The 21,209-nt window shown below is 42.9% G+C and carries 16 protein-coding genes and 1 pseudogene; 7 read left to right on the plus strand and 10 right to left on the minus strand.

Features of this window, described 5'->3' with window-relative positions; translation table 11 throughout:
• Nucleotides 1–14 precede the first annotated feature (14 nt).
• Nucleotides 15–815, minus strand: coding sequence for a DUF6816 family protein (locus V7K53_RS16600; protein ID WP_335198596.1), 801 nt, complete (start codon nucleotides 813–815; stop codon nucleotides 15–17).
• A 116-nt stretch (nucleotides 816–931) separates the two neighbouring features.
• On the opposite strand from V7K53_RS16600, the gene V7K53_RS16605 reads away from it, so the two are divergent.
• A complete protein-coding gene (locus V7K53_RS16605) occupies nucleotides 932–1,270 on the plus strand; it encodes a carbon dioxide-concentrating mechanism protein CcmK (RefSeq protein ID WP_335198597.1) in 339 nt (112 codons plus the stop codon).
• A 5-nt stretch (nucleotides 1,271–1,275) separates the two neighbouring features.
• Here the strand turns inward: V7K53_RS16605 and V7K53_RS16610 are convergent, their stop codons facing one another.
• From V7K53_RS16610 to V7K53_RS16635, 6 genes are all read right to left on the minus strand, one after another.
• A complete protein-coding gene (locus V7K53_RS16610; protein ID WP_335198598.1) occupies nucleotides 1,276–1,680 on the minus strand; it encodes a ChuX/HutX family heme-like substrate-binding protein in 405 nt (134 codons plus the stop codon).
• Between the two features lie 161 nt (nucleotides 1,681–1,841).
• A complete protein-coding gene (locus tag V7K53_RS16615; protein ID WP_335190256.1) occupies nucleotides 1,842–2,795 on the minus strand; it encodes a PhoH family protein in 954 nt (317 codons plus the stop codon).
• A 351-nt stretch (nucleotides 2,796–3,146) separates the two neighbouring features.
• Nucleotides 3,147–3,581, minus strand: a complete 435-nt coding sequence (locus V7K53_RS16620; protein WP_335190254.1) for a KH domain-containing protein — start codon at nucleotides 3,579–3,581, stop codon at nucleotides 3,147–3,149.
• Nucleotides 3,544–3,804, minus strand: coding sequence for a 30S ribosomal protein S16 (gene rpsP / locus V7K53_RS16625; RefSeq protein WP_012409382.1), 261 nt, complete (start codon nucleotides 3,802–3,804; stop codon nucleotides 3,544–3,546). Before rpsP ends, V7K53_RS16620 begins: the two co-directional genes overlap by 38 nt.
• Before the next feature lie 201 nt (nucleotides 3,805–4,005).
• Nucleotides 4,006–5,478, minus strand: coding sequence for a signal recognition particle protein (gene ffh / locus V7K53_RS16630; protein ID WP_335198599.1), 1,473 nt, complete (start codon nucleotides 5,476–5,478; stop codon nucleotides 4,006–4,008).
• Nucleotides 5,451–5,588 carry a hypothetical protein gene (locus V7K53_RS16635; RefSeq protein ID WP_335198600.1) on the minus strand — a complete coding sequence of 46 codons (138 nt, stop codon included), beginning with the start codon at nucleotides 5,586–5,588 and terminating at the stop codon, nucleotides 5,451–5,453. Before V7K53_RS16635 ends, ffh begins: the two co-directional genes overlap by 28 nt.
• 139 nt (nucleotides 5,589–5,727) lie before the next feature.
• Here V7K53_RS16635 and V7K53_RS16640 point away from each other — a divergent pair, with 139 nt between their 5' ends.
• Together V7K53_RS16640 and V7K53_RS16645 are read left to right on the plus strand one after the other, a co-directional pair.
• On the plus strand, nucleotides 5,728–6,096 hold the full coding sequence (locus V7K53_RS16640; protein ID WP_335198601.1) for a hypothetical protein: 369 nt from the start codon (nucleotides 5,728–5,730) through the stop codon (nucleotides 6,094–6,096).
• A gap of 82 nt (nucleotides 6,097–6,178) precedes the next feature.
• Nucleotides 6,179–6,808, plus strand: a complete 630-nt coding sequence (locus V7K53_RS16645) for a DsbA family protein (protein WP_335198602.1) — start codon at nucleotides 6,179–6,181, stop codon at nucleotides 6,806–6,808.
• Between the two features lie 262 nt (nucleotides 6,809–7,070).
• Here V7K53_RS16645 and V7K53_RS16650 read toward each other — a convergent pair whose 3' ends face one another.
• Nucleotides 7,071–10,250: a GAF domain-containing sensor histidine kinase gene (locus tag V7K53_RS16650; RefSeq protein ID WP_335198603.1), complete on the minus strand. Its 3,180-nt coding sequence runs from the start codon at nucleotides 10,248–10,250 to the stop codon at nucleotides 7,071–7,073.
• A gap of 515 nt (nucleotides 10,251–10,765) precedes the next feature.
• Here V7K53_RS16650 and V7K53_RS16655 point away from each other — a divergent pair.
• A pseudogene (locus tag V7K53_RS16655) lies at nucleotides 10,766–11,847 on the plus strand (ISKra4 family transposase).
• Between the two features lie 34 nt (nucleotides 11,848–11,881).
• Here the strand turns inward: V7K53_RS16655 and V7K53_RS16660 are convergent.
• Complete coding sequence (locus V7K53_RS16660) at nucleotides 11,882–12,892, minus strand: cyanophycin synthetase (protein WP_335198604.1); 1,011 nt, start codon at nucleotides 12,890–12,892, stop codon at nucleotides 11,882–11,884.
• A 621-nt stretch (nucleotides 12,893–13,513) separates the two neighbouring features.
• Between V7K53_RS16660 and V7K53_RS16665 the strand changes: the two genes are divergently transcribed.
• The 3 genes from V7K53_RS16665 to V7K53_RS16675 all read left to right on the plus strand — a co-directional run bounded on the left by V7K53_RS16665 (nucleotide 13,514) and on the right by V7K53_RS16675 (nucleotide 19,787).
• Nucleotides 13,514–13,750, plus strand: a complete 237-nt coding sequence (locus V7K53_RS16665) for a hypothetical protein (RefSeq protein ID WP_094351436.1) — start codon at nucleotides 13,514–13,516, stop codon at nucleotides 13,748–13,750.
• Between the two features lie 671 nt (nucleotides 13,751–14,421).
• Entirely contained in the window at nucleotides 14,422–18,822 is a 4,401-nt protein-coding gene (locus V7K53_RS16670; RefSeq protein ID WP_335198605.1) for a PAS domain-containing hybrid sensor histidine kinase/response regulator, read from the plus strand.
• Nucleotides 18,819–19,787 (plus strand): PleD family two-component system response regulator, encoded by a 969-nt coding sequence (locus V7K53_RS16675; RefSeq protein WP_335198606.1) that lies wholly within the window; start codon nucleotides 18,819–18,821, stop codon nucleotides 19,785–19,787. The genes V7K53_RS16670 and V7K53_RS16675 overlap by 4 nt, the downstream gene beginning before the upstream one ends.
• A gap of 158 nt (nucleotides 19,788–19,945) precedes the next feature.
• Here the strand turns inward: V7K53_RS16675 and V7K53_RS16680 are convergent, their stop codons facing one another.
• On the minus strand, nucleotides 19,946–21,082 hold the full coding sequence (locus tag V7K53_RS16680) for a cob(I)yrinic acid a,c-diamide adenosyltransferase (RefSeq protein WP_069068662.1): 1,137 nt from the start codon (nucleotides 21,080–21,082) through the stop codon (nucleotides 19,946–19,948).
• Nucleotides 21,083–21,209: the final 127 nt, after the last annotated feature.

The raw sequence follows: 21,209 nt of genomic DNA on the forward strand, positions 1-21,209 counted from the left end.
AGCTAGATGACAAATCACTCTTTGGGAGTAGTTGGTAGTTCTTGAGGGAAAAATTCGAGGCGATAGCGGTAGAGAGCAACTGGTTGAGAACTGGCTTTAAAGTAATCTGGATCTTGGGGTGAAAGATAGACAGCAGTTATTTGATCTGCCTCAATCGCCGGATTAGATGTTGGAAGTTTATGATAAGCCGTAGTAGATTCTACAGAGTTTAAATAGGGGCGTGAACCGCCTTTAAATAGTTGTTGAAACACTTCTGTGGTGATGAACTTGCCATTAAGAGTAGTTTCTGTAGCACGTGCAGTCACAATAGAAACTAGTTGGCGACTGCTACGCAAGAACGTAATTTGACGATTAGGTGAATCTGGATCTACTTTGACTAATAACACTGCTTCATCCCCTAAATAAGCCCTTGCCAAATTCAAGCTATTAAATGCTCTATCTGCTACTAAGTTGGGGGATTTATCATCTATCTCAGGTAATATTTTTAACCAGGGAGTATGTGCTTGCTCCCTCACAAATCTTACTACAAAACTCACAGGCTGATTTAATTGTCGGCGATTACCTTCAAATCCTGGAGTTACGATTTCTGGTGCCAAAGGTGCAGCTAAATCTACTAAGGTACTTGTAACTCTCCAAGTACCAGACATCCATTCAGGGTAAACTAAATCACCCGAAGCCGATTGCACTGAAGTTAGTTTTTCCCATTGGGGAAAATTTGCTAACCTTTCAGACAACTCTCCTGCAAAAGCTTCACCACCCCACAGAAGGAATAAAAATAGAAAGCAAAAACTCCAAATTCCCTTCATTACAAGCATTAGCAGTTTTGTATTTAATGGTTATTGTTTATCGATTAAAAATTAAGTAATTTTCTGTAATAAATTAAAACTTTGTAGTGGGATAATTAGCCCTATCCCGAATTTATAGTGATAGCATGACATTGGCATTAGGCATGATTGAAGTTTATGGCGTTCCCACAGCAATGGAAGTGGGAGATGCCATGTGTAAAGCTGCCCGTGTAACCCTTGTTGGTTATGAAAACACTGATTTGGGACGAATTACTGTCTTAATTCGAGGAGCTATAGGCGAGGTGAATGTAGCAGTGACAGCGGGATTAAAAGCGGTGCTGCGAGTTAACGGTGGCGAGGTACTTTCTAATCACATTATTCCCCGTCCCCACGAAAATTTAGAATATATTTTACCGATTCATCGCAGCGTTAATATCGAGCAGTTCAGTGCAGATATCCGATTTCCTCCACCCCTATCAGTTTAGCTCTATTAAATTTCTCCTGGTAAAGGTTGCCAAACTTCCCCATACTTCTCTTTTAAAGTTTGCCAAGCTTCCACTTGTCCTAGTTCATATTCTCCTGGTTTACCCCATTGTAAAAAGAGGCTTAAAGCAGATTCTTGTTTATCATCTAAAAAGCGGATGGCATAGGTTGTAAAGTTACCCCTCTTCGCTTCACCTGTTTCAAATTTCACCTGAGTGATTTTATCCATATTCAAATGAAACTCAAAGCCTTCAGTATGCATATTCGCATATTTACCTTTAGGCAATTCTGCATAAAATAACTTTTCTACCTTACCTCGTGCTTCTAAAACAGCAGCGCTACTAGTAACAATTAAACGCAACGTTCCAAGAGTCTCGCAAGCTTCTAAAAATTCTTTCAATGTTGTGGTCATTTGTCATTTGTCCTTTGTCATTTGTCCTTTGTCATTTGTGCATTTGTCCTTTGTCATTTGTCATTTGTCGTTTGTCATTTGTCCTATCCTGCGGGTAGCCGCTGGCGCGTCTACGTCATTTATTAGTTTTTTACTAATGACCAATGACAAATGACTAATGACTATTTTTCATATTGTTCATAAGCAGCGACAATACGCTGAACTAGAGGATGGCGTACAACATCTCTTTGGGAAAATTCGCAAAAGGCAATGCCTTCAACGTGTTTTAAAATTTGTAAAGCCACCCCTAAACCCGATTGTTGGTGAAGTGGTAAATCAGTTTGTGTCATGTCGCCTGTAATCACCATCCGCGAACGGAAACCCAAACGAGTCAAAACCATTTTCATCTGAGCGGGTGTAGTATTTTGAGCTTCATCAACAATTATAAAAGCGTTATTGAGAGTGCGTCCCCGCATATAGGCGAGTGGTGCGACTTCAATCACACCGCGTTCCATTAAACTGGGTATTTTTTCTGGGTCGATGAATTCATAAATAGCATCATAAAGTGGGCGAAGATAAGGATTAACTTTCTGCTGTAAATCTCCAGGTAAAAAACCGAGTTTTTCACCGGCTTCGACAGCAGGGCGAGTTAAAATTAGCTTTTCCACTTGGTTGGCAAGGAGTGCTTGGACGGCGACAACAACAGCGAGATAAGTCTTGCCAGTACCAGCAGGCCCAATCCCAAAGGTGAGATCGCGTCTGCGGAGTGCGTCGATATATTGGCGTTGGCGGAAGGTTTTGGCACGGACTTCTTCACCCCGGCGACTTTTGGCGAGGACATCTCGCTGTAAATCTTGCAGTTCCCCTTGCCGATCGCTATCTATGGCTTGACGGGCTGTTAAAATATCGGCACTGGAAATAGTATGGCCTTTAATCCAGAGGTCTTCAAGCGATCGCACTAATCGAGAAGCCAGATCGATTTGCTTTTCAGTACCAGAAATCACTAATTCCTGTCCGCGTAGCACTAAAGTGGCCCCTGTTTGCCGAGATAGGATTTTGAGATTTTCTTCTCCATCTCCGGCTAGAGCGATCGCACTGGGAATATTCGGCAGCTGAATTGTTAAGGCACCTGCCATAGTATTTCTTAATTGGTGAGGATCTGTATTTGACAAAGGTTAATTTTTCTCGCTAACGGCGAAATTATGCTTTTATTACTTACATCTTGAAAAATTTTTGTAATAAATGAATCGTTCGTAGGGGCGTACAGCTTGCCTCATCCCCTAACCCCTTCTCCCAACATGGGAGAAGGGGAAATGGAGAATTTACTCCCCTCTCCCAACATGGGAGAGGGGCTGGGGATGAGGGCATAGCCCCTACTGGTGAAGAGTCCAAAAAAAGATTTTTAAATCTTTTTGCTACTTTCCATCGTTATAAAAATTCTGAGCGGAGGTAACAACAACCGCTCAGATTTGCTCTTTAGTTTTAACCTAGCGGAGGCGCGGTTTAACAATGGGTTTAGGCCCATCATTTGCACGCGGTTCTCTCTTAGTCGGTGGTGGCGATCGCTCTTCTGTCTCTTCATCAAAAGACATACCCTCGCGGCCCGGCGTGGTGCTGCCGTAGATATCCAGGTATGTTGATTGCCCAACTGCGGCTGCGGCTGCGGCAATTACTGTACGGATCGCCTGAATATTGCGTCCCCCTCGACCAAACACTTTTCCTTTATCTGCGCTTTCAAAGGCGATGCGAACCCAAACCCGGTTGAGGGCCTGAGAAATTTCACAATCGACACTTAATGTCTCTGGAGATTCCAAAAACGGCTGCACCAAGAACCGAACCAGCTCAACATAGTTGGGGCTAGCTGTTGGGAGTTTTGTTCCGAAATTATGATGCGGCTGTTGCACTGACCTGCTCAAAAACATTAGCTTTTACTAGAATGCGACGAACGGTGTCAGTGGGTTGAGCGCCTTGTTGTAGTCGCTTGACGATACCGGGAACGTCTAGTCGCACTTCATCAGTTCTGGGGTTATAAAAACCCAATTCTTCTAAGGGACGGCCATCGCGGCGAGCGAGGTTGTTAATGGCGACAATGCGGTAACTTGCTTCCCGCTTTTTACCGAATCGTTTCAAGCGCAGTTTGATCATGGTTGAAGAATCATTCTCCTGTAGTTAGATATTAATTAGCAAATAATTGGTGAGGAAGTAACCTAAATCTGGCTGCTGCCGATAAATTAAGGGTTAGTTTCCTCTGCTAAGAAATTCTGAGGTCGAAATGCTAATTTTAGCACTGCCTAGCATTTGCTGCTATTTGTCATTAGTCCTTTGTCATTAGTTCTTTGTTAATGACTAAAGATTACCAAAGCCTTTTTTCTTTTTATCTTTGGGTTTTTTCTTTTTCGCGGCTGGGGCACCATCATAACCTCGCCATCCGGGGGCTGCGGGACGATTACCAGCACCTGCGAAGGCATTACCCATGCCACCGCCACCGCCACCGCCGAACATTCCCGGCATTCCAGGGAAGCCGCCTTGACCCATTTGCTGCATGAGCGATCGCATTTTTTGGAAATCACCCACCAGTTTAGTCACATCTGACTCTCTATAGCCGGAGCCAGAAGCAATCCGCCGCCGCCGACTGGGAGAACTGGCTAATAAATCGGGGTCATGGCGTTCTTGGCGAGTCATGGAGTTAATCATCGCCTCACAGCGCTTTAACTGGGTTTCTCCTTGCTTGAGTTGATCGTCTGAAAGCTTGTTCATCCCTGGAATCATCTTGATCAAGCCTCCCAGAGAACCCATGTTCTTCAGCATCCGCAACTGCTTGAGAAAGTCAGTAAAGTCAAACTTCGCTGACAAAATTTTCTCCTGCATTTTCTCAGCATCGGCTAAGTCAAATTCTTCCTGGGCTTTTTCTACCAGGGTTAGCACATCGCCCATTCCCAAAATCCGCGATGCCATACGATCGGGATAAAACGGTTGCAGTGCCTCGACTTTCTCACCCACGCCCACAAATTTAATCGGCGCTCCCGAAATCTTTCGCACCGAAAGCGCTGCACCACCACGGCTATCACCATCTAATTTGGTGAGAATCGCCCCGGTAATTCCAATCTGGTCATGGAAGGTGCGGGTAAGATTGGCTGCCTCTTGACCAGTCATTGCGTCCACCACCAACAGAGTTTCATGGGGTTGGACAGTTGCTTTGATGCGGGCTAATTCCGCCATCATATCTTCGTCAATTTGCAGGCGTCCAGCAGTATCAATAATTACTGTGTTGACACCTTCTGCCCTGGCGCGTTCTACACCTTGTCGGGCGATTTCTACGGGATCGGCGTCGCTTCCTAGTTCAAATACTGGTACATCAATTTGCTTACCCAACGTTAACAACTGATCGATCGCGGCTGGGCGATATACGTCTGTCGCCACCAACAAGCAGCTACGCTCTAATTTTCTCAGATGTAAGGCTAACTTAGCGGTAGCTGTGGTTTTACCAGTACCTTGTAACCCAGCCATCAGAATAATAGTAGGCTGTTCCTGGGCTTCTGCAATGGGAACATTTTCTTCTCCCATCACCTGCACCAGTTCATCATGAACAATTTTGATGAACTGTTGGTCAGGTCGCACGCCACTAATTACCTCGGCTCCTTGTGCCTTGGCTTCGACTTCGCTAATAAAATCTTTGACTACCTGGAGATTGACATCTGCTTCCAACAGGGCGCGGCGCACTTCGCGCAATGCATCTTGAATGTTGGATTGAGAAATTTTGTCCTGTCCCCGCAGTTTTTTCCAGGCGGATTCTAAACGGTCAGATAATGCATCAAACATAATGTAATTACAGGTAGTTCGCCAATGGGGAATTCTAAACCGCCGATGAATGCGATCGCGAATTTCCGCTCAAGTTTTAACGTGCTATCTACCAGCTTAGTATTTTTCACCGCGACTGTAGCAACCAGATACCTTCCTTTATTGAACTGGCAAACAGTCCTTTGGGTGTAAATTTTGATTTTTTCAAAGGGAAAATGCCAACACTACATTAGTGGGAATAGTTGAGAAAGTGTAGGAGAGCAAAAATATATGAAAGAATATAGAGCATATATGTGTGACTTTGGGCATCAGTGGACTCTTTTCAAGGATAAACAAGACCCTGAAGATGAAGGAGACTGCGTATGCTCAGAAGGTCATCCCGCAGTAATGCTCAGAAAGCAACCAGCAGTTGATGATGTTCAAATGACTTTTAGACCAGCAGGTAGAGTAGTAGATACAGTCAAGGAGCAGGTTTATGGACAAGGTAAATACTACATAGTAATCTCTAACTTAGCAGGCACACAGGAGAGAATTTCAAAAAAAGTATATTCTTGGGAAGAGATATATCAAATTGGTAAAAGGTTTGATAAGCGTTCATTTGAATGGGCATTAAATTACTGGGAAAGTCTTTTTCTTTGACTGGATTCTGGGTAGAACATACAAGCTTCAGCAAAAATAAATTCAAAAATTATTTATCACTTAGGTAGCTACGGGAGCCAAGATGTCGCAGCGAATCAAAGTATACTCCTACTCGATATACCATTCGTCAAATTCATATATTGGTATTGCTCTTGCCAAAAAAGCTTTGCAGGGTTTACCTGTTGATATTGAACGACGACCAATCTACATACCGAAGGAACGAGGTATAAAGGTAGCCGACCTACAAGGACGGAGTGAAAGCGCCGTGTTATCGTCCTATCACAAAGAAGATTGTCTACGGTGGGCAAAAAAGTACGGCATTGAAATACAGCTCAAGGAGTTTGAAGAATTTGCTAGGTGGGTCAAGCGCTGGGAGAAAATGAAATTTGGTCGCGAAGAACTTCCCGCCAGAGCGTATTACGCGGCTTGTGGAACTGGGAAGGAGCATTTGCTTGATACCGCGTTCTTTCGAGCCACGTACATTGACCAACTTGATGTCAACGATGAGTCTGTGATTAAGAAAGTTGCAAATGATGTTGGGTTGAATGGCGATCGCATTCTTGAGTTAATCTACGGGGAAGCAGCAAAACTTGCAGCAGTGGCAGCTTTGGCAGAATACGAACAGTTTGGCTGTCCCGGAGTCCCGACTTGGGTAGTCGAAGGCGAGAGATTTTGGGGAAAGGATCGTGTTGATTCAATACTTTTCGGATAAGCCTAACAATCTCTCTTTTTGTCTGGGAAAAGGTTAAAGGGCAAGGGGGAAAGATGAATTCAAGCCTTTTCCCTTTTCCCTTTCCCCGTTAACCGAAAAGTATTGCGTGTTGATTGGGTAACAGAAAAGGTAAAACAATTATGTAATAGCACTGTTACCAAAACAGTAGTGAGTGCTGAGTAAAAAAGTGATAATTTTTCAGTCTAATTGGTAAAAATCATCACTTTACCTCTTTGCTTATACTTGGTCTAAGTCCTTAACCTTAGCTACTGGTTTTTTTAGTTGTTACCTGACGAATCGGCAACTCAATCACAAACTCTGTACCTTTGCCAAGTTCAGATTGGCAGTATATCTTTCCATTATGTTTTTCTGTGACTATCTGATAGCTGATAGACAGTCCCAGTCCCGTGCCTTTACCGACAACCTTGGTAGTAAAAAATGGATCGAACAGTCGAGAGAGGACTTTTTCATCTATGCCGAATCCGTTGTCGGCGATGCGAATGACAATCCAATCTTTATTGAGCAGGGAGGTGGAAATTTTGATTTTGCTGGGATTTTTTGCCAGTGCTTCAGAAGATTCCTGCGTGGTTCGTTCTTCTAGAGCATCAATGGCATTGGACAGCAAATTCATAAATACCTGATTCAATTGACCGGGATAGCATTCTATTAGAGGTAAAGTGCCATAATCTTTACTCACATAGATGGTGAGGCTATCGGCTGAGGGCTTCAAACGGTTTTGCAAAATCATTAATGTACTGTCGATGCCTTCGTGAATATTTGCTGGTTTGAAGTCAGCTTCGTCTAGGCGCGAGAAGTTCCGCAAAGAGGTGACAATTTCCCGAATGCGTTCAGTGCCTACCTGCATGGACTGGAATAATTGAGGTAAATCCTCGACCAAATACGCTATTTCGGCTTTTTTGAAGAACTCTTGGATTTCTGGTGCGGCATCAGGATAATGATGCCAATAAAGCTGCACGTAGCGAAGCAATTCTTGTGTGTATTGGTGGGCGTGTTCCAAGTTGCCGTGGATGAAATTAATCGGGTTATTAATTTCATGAGCAACTCCCGCCACCAGTTGCCCCAAACTGGCCATTTTTTCAGCGTGGATAATTTGCATTTGGGCAGTACGCAGTTCATTCAGTGCCTGGGCGAGTTGATTCGCTTCTTCACGAGTTTGACCCAACAAACTGGATTGTTGAAACAAGTTGGCTTGACGCAGCGCTACACTGAGTTGAGCCGCCACTTGGGTGACAAATTCCAATTCCGCTTCTTCCCAATGACGTGTATGGGTGCATTGGTGAATGCACAACAACCCCCACAGTTCATCCCCTTCCATCAATGGCACAATAATCTGTGCTTTGACTTGGAATCGCTCAATTACATCCAGATGAGGTACTTTCGAGCCAACGCTGTTGACATCAGATATTACTTGCACTTGCCCTTGACGATATTGGGGTGCGTATTGATCGCCGAAGCAATAGTCTTGCACCTTCACGGCGAGGGCAGAATCAAACTTGGGTAAGACATCTTCAGCAATAAATTCACCGCTGCAAAAACCGACATTCGGATCGAAACGGAAGATGCCAACTCGATCTGTATTTAGCGATCGCCGCACTTCCTGTACTGTAGTCTTAAGGATCGTGTCCAAATCCAAAGATTCCCGAATTTTGACAACCAAATCAAATAAAATCCGGCGCTGTTCAGCCGATTGTTGCAGTTCATCAGCGCGAGTTTGAATTTGAGTCACCATTTGAGAACTTTGCAGTGCTACACCCAGTTGGCTAGCAACCTGTCCCAAAAATTCCACTTCCACACTATCCCACTGGCGAGGTGCGGAATGTTGATAGGCAGCCAGCAATCCCCAGAGATTCCGTCCTACAAAAATTGGGATTAGCGCATAGGCGCGAATCTTGAACTGCTCCAAAATATCGAGGTGACAGCGTGAGTGTCCAGCTTGGTAAATATCCTCTACAGCAAAATTTTCGTTGTTGCGATAGCGTCCGCCTTTGGTCTCTTGGAGGTGGGTATCTTCCCAAACGAGATTTTTGCCAAAGGGATTGATGCTATCCCACTGTGCCTCAACCATGCCGAAATTACTGACGAATTCGCCACTCCAGTCTTCATTGAAGCGATAAACGCCAACCCGCTCAACTCGCAGCAGTTTACATACTTCTTGGCAAGTGGTTTTTAGGATTAAATCAATATTGAGGGAGGAGCGAATTTTACCGACTACTTCAGTTAATGCTCGTTGCCGAGCGATCGCATCTTGTAGGGCAGAAGCCTGTTGTTTCGACTGAGCCAAATTCTCGGCTTGCTGAATTGCTACTCCTAATTGTGCCCCTACCTGTCCGAGGAACTCCACTTCGTAATTTGCCCATTGACGCGGCCCGGAGTGTTGATATGCTGCTATCAGTCCCCACAGTTTTGGGCCGATGAAGATGGGCGCTAAGGTATATGCCCGAATCTTGAATTGCTCCAAAATATCGATGTGACAACGCGAGTGTCCGGCTTGATAGATATCGTTGACAACAAAACTTTCGTTATTGCGGTAGCGTCCACCTTTCGTCTCTTGGAGGTAGGTATCTTCCCAAACGAGATTTTTACCAAAAGGATGGATTCTATTCCACTGTGCTTCTACCATCCCGAATTGGCTGACAAATTCGCCGCTCCAGTCTTCATTGAAGCGGTAAATTGCTGCCCGCTCTAACTTCAGGAGTTTACAGAGTTCTTGACAGGCAGTGTCTAAAATAATTTTGGTATTTACAGACGAGCGAATATTTCCTACTACTTCCGTCAAAGCACGTTGCCGCGCGATCGCATCTTGCAGTTCTGCTGTGCGTTGTTTAGTCTGTTCTAAATTTTCTGCCTGCTGCATTGCTAAACCGAGATGGCTGGCAGCTTGGGCAAAGAATTCGACTTCGTGAGGATACCATTGCCGAGGAGCAGAGTGTTGATAAGCTGCCAGCATTCCCCACAATTTTGCACCAATAAAAATCGGTGCGATCGCATACGCCCGAATTTGAAACTGTTCTAATACTTCAATATGACAACGAGCGTGCCCGGCATCGTAAATGTCAGCTACAGCAAACGGCTCATTTTTGCGATATCGCCCTCCCTGAGTTTCTTGCAAATGCGAATCTTCCCACACCAAATCCTGTCCAAATGCGGTCAATGCATCCCAAGGATGTTCTGCAAAGCCAAAACGATTGAGAAAACTACCGCTCCAGTCAGTGTTAAAGCGATAGATTGCAACTCGCTCAATCTTCAATTGCCGACAAATATCTTGACAAGAAGTCGAACAGAGGGATTCGATGTTTACAGATGCGCGAATCTTAGCCAGAATCCTCGCCAATATTTTTTGATATTGAACCGTTAGCTGTAGCTGTTTTTGACACTCTTGCAGGTCTAAGTGCTTCGACGCTTCATAACTATTCGCTGTCATAAATTATAAATAAAATAGACTATCTATTTTCAGTATTCCCTTGTTTATTTGTAATTGCTCAACTAGTCTTGGTTAGTGGAGAGTCTTGATTACTTGTAGTTTACTCTGCGGTTTTTAGTTTCTGTATTTCCTTTCATAGCTCTACTAGCAAGGCTTCTATTGCCTCCTTTGATACTTGTTCTAGGTCGGGCCGTTTTTCTATTTATTCAGTTAATCTCTATCTCTTACTCTTGTTAAGAGTGTTGAACAATTACAAAATCAATTGATAATTAATTTTGGGTATAGAGCGGTCTAACTTCAATTATGAAAAATAGAAAACTGGTAAGTATTTTTATTTAGAGATGCCGGGATTTATCCGTAGTGTAAAAATTACATAAAGAACTCATATTTGATTGCGTTAAAAAGCTCAGTATAATTCAAAGAGGCTTCTTGTTCTGGGAGCATCCCATTTTTGCAGAAATACTGATTCATGAGTGTAGTATGGGGAGAACACAATACTTACTTAAACCATAGGCATGACCCCCGAAGAAAAAGAACGGTTACAAGCAGCAGTAAAAGAAATCGCGGCAATCCTGTATAAAAATACATCACCATCCGAGTTAGAGACTTTGGAAGGAATCGAAAAAACAGTGCGATGCCTACGGCGGTAAACAACGCAGATGCTGGAGTACGTCAGTCCCGAAATCGCCTTTTTTTTTATCAAACAAACTACAGGCACAAATAAAGGACGACCCAGACAAATCAAAAGTTGTGTAGAGGAGTTGCAGATCGCGCAAAAGCAAGCGCAAAAATTGGGACTGGAGCCAAGAAGTCACCTGAGTCCAGTATTTGAGAAATGTAGCTTCAGACTATGTGCCAATGAGTCCTACCAAAATGCCGAGTTGGAACTAGAAGTATTAACGGGAGTGAAAGTCGGACATAGTACATTACACCGACTGGTGAACAGACAGGATCTGCCACAATCATTGGCATTGCAAGCGGTTTCTGAAGTGAGTTTGGACGGGGGTAAGGTGCGGTTGCGAACAGTAAAAGGACAAGAATGTCAGTGGCGTGATTATAAAGCGGTACGCTTAGGCGGAATTTATTATGGCGGTTTTTTTCACAATCGCCAATCCCTTTTGGATTGGTAAAGATACAGAGGCTAGTCACCCCATTAGTGTGCTTGGGGGATGGGCATGATGGTGTTTGGAAATTATTTACTGAAATTGGCAGTTCCTCAACCCGACTGGAGATCCCCGATTGGTATCATTTGCGGGAAAACCTCTACAAAGTTGGTGGTTCTCTCAAGCGACTAAAGCTTGCAGAAAACTTACTCTGGATTGGTGAGGTAGATGCAAGGATCGCTTTGTTTGTTGATTTAGCGAAAAAACAAGCCGAGAATTTTTGTGCATATTTGAACAAGCATCGAAGTCGGATTATCAATTACGCCTACTATCAGGCGGAACAGATTTGCTCTATTGGTTCTGGATCTGTGGAGTCTGCTATTAAACAAATCGGTCTGAGGTTGAAACTTTCTGGTGCTCAGTAGAATCCTGCCAATGTGCCGTCCATACTACAACTTCGCTGTGCCTACCTCAATGGTCAACTTGCTATCTAATGTTTTTGCAAAAATGGAATGCTCCCAGTCGAAATCAATAATTGACTCTGTTATTTTCATTTTCAAGTACTTTGAGAACTTGGAGATATAAATTTTCGACTCTTTTCGTCTGAACTTCACCAAATGATGCATAGTGAGTTAAGCTAGGAGCGCCATTTACTTCAATAATTGTATAATCTACCATTGGTGAGGTTATATCACTAGCAAGAATATCCACACCTGATAATCTTAACTCCATATCTTTTGTAATATTTACTGCTAATTTTTTAAAATCAGGATGGATCTTGTCAGTGAAGTCTATTGCCTCACCTCCAGTTGATAAATTAGCATTATCTAAAAGATAGACTATATTATTCTTAGGTATAACATTACTAAAACTTAGCTTCCGTCTTTGTAAGTTTTTTTTGATTCTGTAATCTTCAAAATCGATAATTTCTTTTCTACTATTTTTGATAAAAGTTTCCTGCTTCTGTTGCATAAGTTGCAAAACAGTAGATTGACCATCTCCGATGATAAATAAGGGAATTCTTTGATATGCCGAAATTACTTCATCATCAAGTACTACGATTCTATAATCATTGCCACTATAAAATCTCTCAACAATAAATCCTGAGATTTTTTGCAAGATTTTCTTAGCTACTTGATAATATTCTTGTTTATTGTGAACCTTAGTAACAAACATTCCTTGACTAAGATTAATCGGCTTGAGAATTACAGGAAATCCCAACCCCTTAGCATAATAAAATCCTGCATCTATATTTCTAGGATTAGCTATTTCTTCGCATAATCCGTAACTAAAAAATGTTTTTCCTTCAGTAACTTTATAGCCAAATTTATTTAGAAAAAAGTTTGAAACTCCTTTGTCTTTAGCGATTGCTACTGAACCAGAAGGATTAATACTAAACCTGGCACTACGAAAAAAGGTTTTATTGCCATTTTTAAATGTAATCAGTCCCATAAAGCTGCATTCTGGGTCTACTAAAACTACTGCTCCTATTTCCTCTGCTACTTTTTGAATTATTGATGTTACAAATGGTGTTTTCATTATCGATAATTATAATTTAGTCGAGAAGATTTTAACTATTTTGTGACAATTAGTCAAGATTTTTTAATTTCAACAATTACACTATGTTCTGTCCCTAAAGCTCTACTCAAAAGCTAAAGAAAAATTCATTTTTGAATATTTAAATAAACTCTGAAAATTTAATTATTCTCAACTAACTATAAAAAATGTAAATGTCTGCAATGTAGCTTTACTAATCACACTATAGAAACATTAAGACTGTGTACGTGCTGATTAATTCTAGGTACGTTATTATTCATTTTCTCTTCAGTTTATAAATAGTATGTTTTCAGACATTAATGCTTGTTTTACCACTGATGCGGACTTTACTTATGTGTATGCATATAAATCATGCAACCCCAATAATTGCCAAACTTTCTGCTTGAACATTGTTGTGTCCTGGAAACAATTGCAAGTTAAGGCTTTGAGATTCATTGCCACCTGAAAATTCCAACTTAATTGGTCTAAAATATAGCGCTCAGTGTTGACAATTTATTAATAATCGAATAACAAGGTGGCAGCAGCATTAAAAAAAGCGTTAGTGCATTCCTACCTAGAAACTAATTAACGCCCTTCATTAAACTTCATACGGTTAACATAATTATGCCAGAAAATACGGATAACAAAACTTCTCAATCAGACAATCAGACTATTGCGTATAAAGAACGTCTCAATTCTTGGGCGATCGCTCGTCTACTTCCGAATACGCAACGGGAGATTGTTGCTCGTTTTCGCAGCCGTTCTGATGCTGATGGCTATATGCGACACCTTCCTCAAGAAATACCAAATGCTTCCTACATGGTTGTTTTTGATTGTCAACGCCAAGAAGCTGTAATTTAAAGTACAAGCGAATGGCATTAACCCTTGTTTTTCATCCAATAGGCTTGGGTTAAAGGTTATTGGTGTAGATAATTGGTCTTCAAGACGCGATAAACCAAGACGCGATAAATCGCGTCTCTACAATCTGGTTTTGGGTTTATCTGGACTGTATTGGTTTTGAATTTCCATTACCCTTTTGTTGCGATCGTGGGCGTAGTCTACTTAAAATTTGCGTGAACCACTATATTTAATTTGCTCTCCAACGAGAGGCTTAGATCCCCAACTTCCTTCAAACAGTTGGGGATCTTTTGATTTGTAGTACCTTCTTCCATCTCAATAAACCAGACAAGTTGTTTTGAGCAACTTGTTAAAGGTAAGCAAACTTCCGCCACACTGTACTACAGAAAAGTTGCACTTCTCATACTAATTCTTGGTGAAGTTGCACATTATTTTGACTTGGGCAAACCTCCCCCACAGGCGGTAGGGTTATTTCTATGGGTCTTCATCAAAAATTGGTATTAAAAGAAGTGTAATTATAATCATAAATGATTAAGTTTTTCTGGCAATATATAAACATATTAATACGTTAGCTAAAAATAAATTCCGTAATTGCCCCCTTGCTACTGATATTTTAGATTATTTAAAAGTAAAAGTTAGTGCAATAAGTCCTGAAAGTGCTAGAGAGTTAATAAGTGGTAAAACAGCACCGATATGACTGGTTCAAGGTTGTGATATTCTTCCGTCAACGAGAATTACTCGCGCTGTTGCTGGGGCTTTTCTTCTCAATCTCTGTATTCCTACTCTGGCAGAGACTTTTAATCCAAAATCCGGGGTTATTAACACAAGTAGAATTGATTGCAGGGTTATTAGTTGTTGTCACGTTGACATTATCAATCTATTTTGCTTTGGCAATGAATGCAAGAAACCAACAAATAACAGCAATCAATCAGGAGCTAAATCATAGGATTTTTGAACAGAAACAGTTAGAAATTGCCCTGATCGCCAGTGAAAATCGTTTGCGACAGCTACTGGAAACTGTCAAAGTCATCCCTTGGGAATTGGACTTGAAAACTTGGCGATTTATTTACGTAGGACCACAAGCGGTAGATTTGCTAAATTATCCGATCGCAGAGTGGTACGAGGAAAATTTTTGGGTTAATCATCTGCATCCAGATGACAAAAAAAATTCTGTTCGTTTTTGTCAAGAAGCAACTGCTAGGTGCGAAAATCACCAACTGGAATACCGGATGTTAGCTGCTGATGGGCGAGTTGTTTGGCTGCGAGACATTGTTAGTGTCGTTGAGGAAGCTGGAACTGCGATCGGGCTGAGGGGGTTTATGTTTGACATTACTGGTTTGAAGCTGGTTGAAGAAACCTTGAGACTGAGGGAAAGGGCACTTGCTGCTACCAGTAATGGAATTATTATTGCTGATGCTAAACTCCCCTACAATCCAGTTATTTACGTCAACCCTGCCTTTGAGCAAATAACAGGCTACAGTGCTACTGATGTAATTGGGCAAAACTGTCGATTTTTGCAACGCACAGATACCCAGCAACCAGCACTTAATGAATTGCGCTCATCTATTAAAACTGGAACAAGTTGCAAAGTTGTTCTTCGCAACTATCGCAAAGATGGTACTTTGTTTTGGAATGAATTGAGTATTTCTCCGATTCATGACGACAATGGTGAGTTAAGCCACTTCATTGGCATTCAGAGAGATATTAGCGATTTCTACGACAAGCTTTGCTTACGCAAGCAAGCCGAAGCCAATCTGCGTCGGCAAGCCCTCACCTTTGAAAATATGCATGATGGCGTAATTATCACAGATTTAACCGGAAGTATTATTGACTGGAATCCTGCTGCCGAAAGTATGTTTGGCTATACCAAAGCCGAGATTTTAACTCAATATCCCAGTATTTTGCATCAGCCGGAAGTAGCCGCAACATTAAGCGCCAAAATTTTGTCAACAGTCAACGAGCAAGGACGCTGGTCAGGGGAAATACACTTTATTCGCAAAGATGGTAGTGAGGGAATTTGCGAAACAACCGTAGTTGCTCTACAGAATGAACAAGGGGAAACTGTTGCGACTGTCGGCATCAATCACGACATTACCGAAAACAAACGAGCTAAAGAGGCACTGCAACGGCAATTGCATCGCACTCTCCTACTTGAACAAATTACTCAGGAAATTCGTCAAAGTCTTGACACCAGCAAAATTTTTAAGACGGCTGCTACCCAAATTGGACAAGCATTTGGAGTCGATCGCTGTTTGATCCACTCTTACATTAGTAACCCCACACCGCAAATTCCCCTAGTAGCAGAATATAATACATTCCCTGGTTACTGCTCTGTATTGAAATTGGAAGTTCCTATGACTAACAATCCTCATGCCGAGCAGATGATGACCCAAGAAAGTGCGATCGCTTCTCCAAATGTCTACGTTGAGCCTTTACTGCAAATGGTTCAGCCTATCTGCCGAGAAATTGGGCTGAAATCTATGCTGTCAATCCGTACTTCCTATCAAGGAGAACCCAATGGTGCGATCGGCTTACATCAGTGCAACTATTTTCGCCAATGGACACAAGACGAAATCGAATTACTCGAAGCTGTGGCGGCTCAATTAGGTATTGCTCTAGCACAAGCTAACTTACTGGAACAAGAAACGCGCCAACGTGAAGAACTGACCTTGAAAAACTTTGCTTTGGAACAGGCAAAACGCCAAGCAGAAGCCGCAAATCGGGCAAAAAGTGAGTTTTTGGCGATGATGAGCCATGAAATTCGGACTCCAATGAATGCTGTTATTGCTATGACAGGTCTACTGCTGGATACCAATCTCACACCTCAACAGCAAAACTTTGTGGAAATAGTTCACAGTAGCGGAGATACTTTACTCACAATCATCAACGATATTTTAGATTTCTCCAAAATTGAGTCGGGAAAACTGGAATTAGAAGAACAGCCTTTTGATTTGAGAGCTTGTGTGGAGGAGGCTATTTCCTTTTTAGCTCCGAAAGCTGCCCAAAAGGATATCGAACTAGTTTATCTAATCCAGCCTCAAGTTCCCATTCAGCTCGTTGGTGATTTGACTCGTCTGCGCCAAGTCTTGATGAATCTTCTCAACAATGCTATTAAGTTTACGGAAGCCGGAGAAGTATTACTCTTTGTTGAACTGGGGATTAGCGATCGAGGACTGGGCACAAGAGGCAGAGGGGCAGCACTTCGGCTACGCTCAGTGACCGAGGGGCAGAGGGGCAGAGGGGAAAGACTTACTGCAACTTCTCCTCCGCACCCCTGCTCCCCTGCTCCCCTGCTTCCCTGCTCCCCCGCTCCCCAGTCCCCGATACCTGTTGAAAAAGATCAAGTTCTCTACGAAATTCAATTTGCGATCAAAGATACAGGTATTGGCATCGCACCAGAGAAAATAGAGCGATTATTTCAACCCTTCACTCAGGCTGATGTCTCCATGACTCGACGATATGGTGGCACAGGGCTGGGATTGGCGATTAGTAAGCGGCTCAGTAAGATGATGGGCGGCACTCTTTGGGTAGAAAGCCAGGGGTTTGTTGGTGGCAATCCTAGCCCTAGATGGAATAATGGAAAATTATTCTCAAAGAAGGCAGGAGGCAGAGGGCAGATCGCTTTTAGCGTCTCCCCTTGGGAGAGAGCAGAAGGAATGTCCGATGCTCTTGGACTCGCTAACGCTTCGCTATCCTGCCTCCTACCTTCTTCAACATTTCCTGACTATTCACCAGGTTCAACATTTTACTTCACCATTATTACCAAAGTAGCTGCTCAGTCAGAACAAGCTGAATCAAGCACTTCGCCGCCGCTTGCCTCCAAGCGACTATTGATTGTAGATGACAATCTAACCAATCTCCAAATTCTCAGCTTGCAAGCAGAGTCTTGGAAGATGGAAACTTATGCTGCCAAATCTGGTAAAGAAGCTTTAGTTAAACTTGCTCAGGGAACACAGTTTGATATTGCTGTTTTAGATATGCGGATGCCGGAAATGGATGGCATAACCCTAGCTCGTCAAATCCGCAAGCAATCTGGTTATCAAAATCTGCCTTTGGTGATTATGACCTCTTTAGCGAAAGTAGAAACTTCTTCTGACTTTAATGATGTCCAGTTTGCTGCTGCTTTGAGTAAACCTATCAAACACTCTCAACTCTATGATGTTATGACTCGTGTTTTGGGAAATCAGCCGATCCTAGCCAGTATTTCTCATTTTCCTTTGGTAGATCGGGATTTGGGCCATCGACTGCCACTGCGAATTCTTCTGGCGGAAGACACGATTGTTAATCAGAAAGTTGCCCTACTGATGCTACAGAAAATAGGTTATGGCGCAGATGTCGTCAGCAATGGGCTAGAAGCGATCGCAGCTCTGCAAAAACAGCGATTCGATGTAGTGTTGATGGATATTCAGATGCCCAAAATGGATGGGTTAGAAGCAACTCGGAGAATCTGTCAAGAATGGGGGGTGGGTTTTCGTCCCCATATCATCGCCATAACTGCCAATGCTATGCGGGGCGATCGCCAACTTTGTCTTGCCGCTGGTATGGATGATTACATTAGCAAACCCATTCAACTGCAAGAGTTAGCTCAGGCACTCAGCAAATGTCCACCCCAAAGAAATTCTGAATTCACTTCCATCAAACAACAAGAGGAAGTGATACACCTAGAATTGCAACCTTCGGCAAATCTCTTACAGTCATGGCAAAACCAGATATTAAAAAGTGCCAAAATTGATGCCAAAATCCTCCAATCCTTGCAGCTTATGCTCAGAGGAGATCGTGTAGCATTTGCTGAACTCATTGAGTGTTATCTTACAGAGACAGCTAGACTGGTGCAACATATCAGCACAGCGATCGCAACGCAGGATATCCAGACTATATGGCAGACAGCACACAAACTCAAGTCCAGCAGTGCTTCTATTGGAGCGATCGCCTTGTCGCAGCTTTGCAAGGTGTTAGAAGCACAGGCACGCAGCGGTAACTTAGAAAACAATTTAGAATTACTTTCACTACTGTATCAAGAATATGAACAAGTTAAAACTGCTTTAGAAAAAGAACTTGCGAAGGAAGCACCATGAAAGCCACTGCTCAAGAAAGCCAATCTTTAGTTTTAATTGTTGATGATGAACCTTTTATTCGCCTGATATTGCGGCATTTCTTAGAGCGGGAAGGCTATCAAATAGCGGAAGCTCAAAATGGCATAGAGGCAATAAATATTTTTAACCAACTGCACCCTGATATAGTGCTCCTTGATGCCATAATGCCGGATATGGATGGATTCGAGTGTTGCACTCAGTTGGAACTTCTGGGTTGTAACAAGCACACTCCAGTTTTAATGATTACAGGACTTGAAGATCAAGAGTCAGTTGACCGTGCATTTGCAGTGGGAGCAATGGATTTTGTTACCAAACCAATTCACTGGCCAGTTTTGCGACAACGGGTAAAGCGCTTGATTCAGCAATCTCAGTTGCAGCAAAAACTGGAAGCCATGAATCTGGAATTGCAGCGATTAGTTACTATCGATGGATTAACTCAAGTAGCTAATCGCCGACGCTTTGAAGAGTATTTTTCCCAAGAGTGGCAGCGCCTAAAACGCGAGCAACGTCCGCTTTCTCTGATTCTTTGCGACGTTGATTTCTTCAAATTATATAATGATACCTATGGTCATCGGGTAGGCGATCGCTGTCTTCAGAAAATTGCCCAAGCTATTAAAGATATTATTAAACGTCCCGGAGATTTAGTTGCCCGTTATGGTGGGGAAGAATTTGCTGTGATTTTACCTAACACAGACACTAAGGGAGCGACTCATGTTGCCGAACAAATTTGTCATGCTGTCCGAGCACTAGCAATTCCCCATCAAAATTCCCAAGTTAGTTCTCATGTAACTATTAGTGTTGGGTTTACGACAGAAATTCCTCAGCCAGATTCTGACTTAGAAGAAATGATTGCCACAGCGGATCGGGCGTTGTATCAAGCAAAGGCAGCAGGACGCGATCGCTTTGTGCGAAATATTCTACTACCCGAAAGTACAAATTACCGCTAATGTGCCAACATTCAGTTATCTGCCCAATGCCCCATACTTCGGCTCCCTTCTCTACGAGAGGCTGCGCCAACGACTACGCCCTTCTCCTGTCGGAGACGCTGCGCGAACGACTACGCTCATTACAAGTCAGGGCAAGTCGCTCAGTACAAGTTCCCCATTTAAAAATCTACACCTCGTTTAAGTTCTACACCTTGATTAGCATAGTGTTTGTGGCAATAAACCTCTGAGTGGACGCTGGCCAAGTCGAAGTATGCTGGTGGATTTTGGCAACGGCCAGTGATAATAATTTCGGTGTCGCGGGGTTTGCGGAGTAAAGCTTGAACAATGGGTTCAACAGGGAGTAGTTCTAAGTCAACGGTGGGATTAAGTTCATCGAGAATAATAGTTTTATATAATCCAGAGGCGATCGCAACTTTGGCAATTTCCCAACCTCGTTCGGCTTCTACATAATCTAATTCTTGCCGGGAATTTCGCCAGACGATCGCATCTCCACCGCAACGCTGATGATCCACCACTTCTGGATATGACTGCTGCAAAGCAGCGATCGCTGCATCTTCTGTATAGCCGCTACCACCTTTAAGCCACTGCATAATCAATACACGGGTAGACCCTGGATGATTAATTCCCCTACCAATTGCCTGCAAAGCTTTGCCCAAAGCACTAGTAGACTTACCTTTACCAGCACCAGTATAAATTTCAATCCCTTCCAGGAAGAGGGCTTTGGCTGTTGGGTGGTGATGAGGTTTCATTTCTGAGTGCAAATCTGCAATATCGAGCAATTTTTGGGGTGCGGCGCGTCCAGTGGCAATGATTTCCAACTCTTGGGGTTTGGATTTTAATGTCTTTACCACTTCATCCACTGGTAGCAAACCTAAATCCAGAACTGGGTTAATTTCATCCAAAACGACAACTGAATATAAACCACTAGCGATCGCACCTTTGGCCACATCCCAACCCCGCATTGCTTCATCTCGATCAAAGGTGGTAATTTCCTCTGGGCCAAAAAATTCCGCTCTCCCGGTGCGAACCTGGTCAATTAAATGGGGAAACCCGCGTTGCAAAGCTGCGATCGCGCCATCTTCGTCATAATCACGTTCTGGCCCTTTTAAAAATCGCAGCAGTAAAACACGATTAGAATTGCTTGGTGTATTTATTCCCAAGCCAATGGAGCGCAAAACCACCCCTAAAGCCGCTTGGGATTTACCTTTACCCAGACCATCGTAGACGTGAATTTGACCAATAAGCCGTTCTTGACGCACTTGCGCCGTCCGAATCCCAATACCGTTCCTTGTCATTTCTCGAAAAGCTATAACTATGGCAGTCTTTAATCTTACCTAACCTCTTGTACTCTCAGATAGAGAAACTTCCTCTCTAACGTGTCTGTACAAGGGTCAGTTCGATCTATTAACAATATCAATAGAC

This window comes from Nostoc sp. (genome assembly GCF_036917355.1).
In the GTDB taxonomy this organism is placed as follows: Bacteria; Cyanobacteriota; Cyanobacteriia; order Cyanobacteriales; family Nostocaceae; genus Nostoc.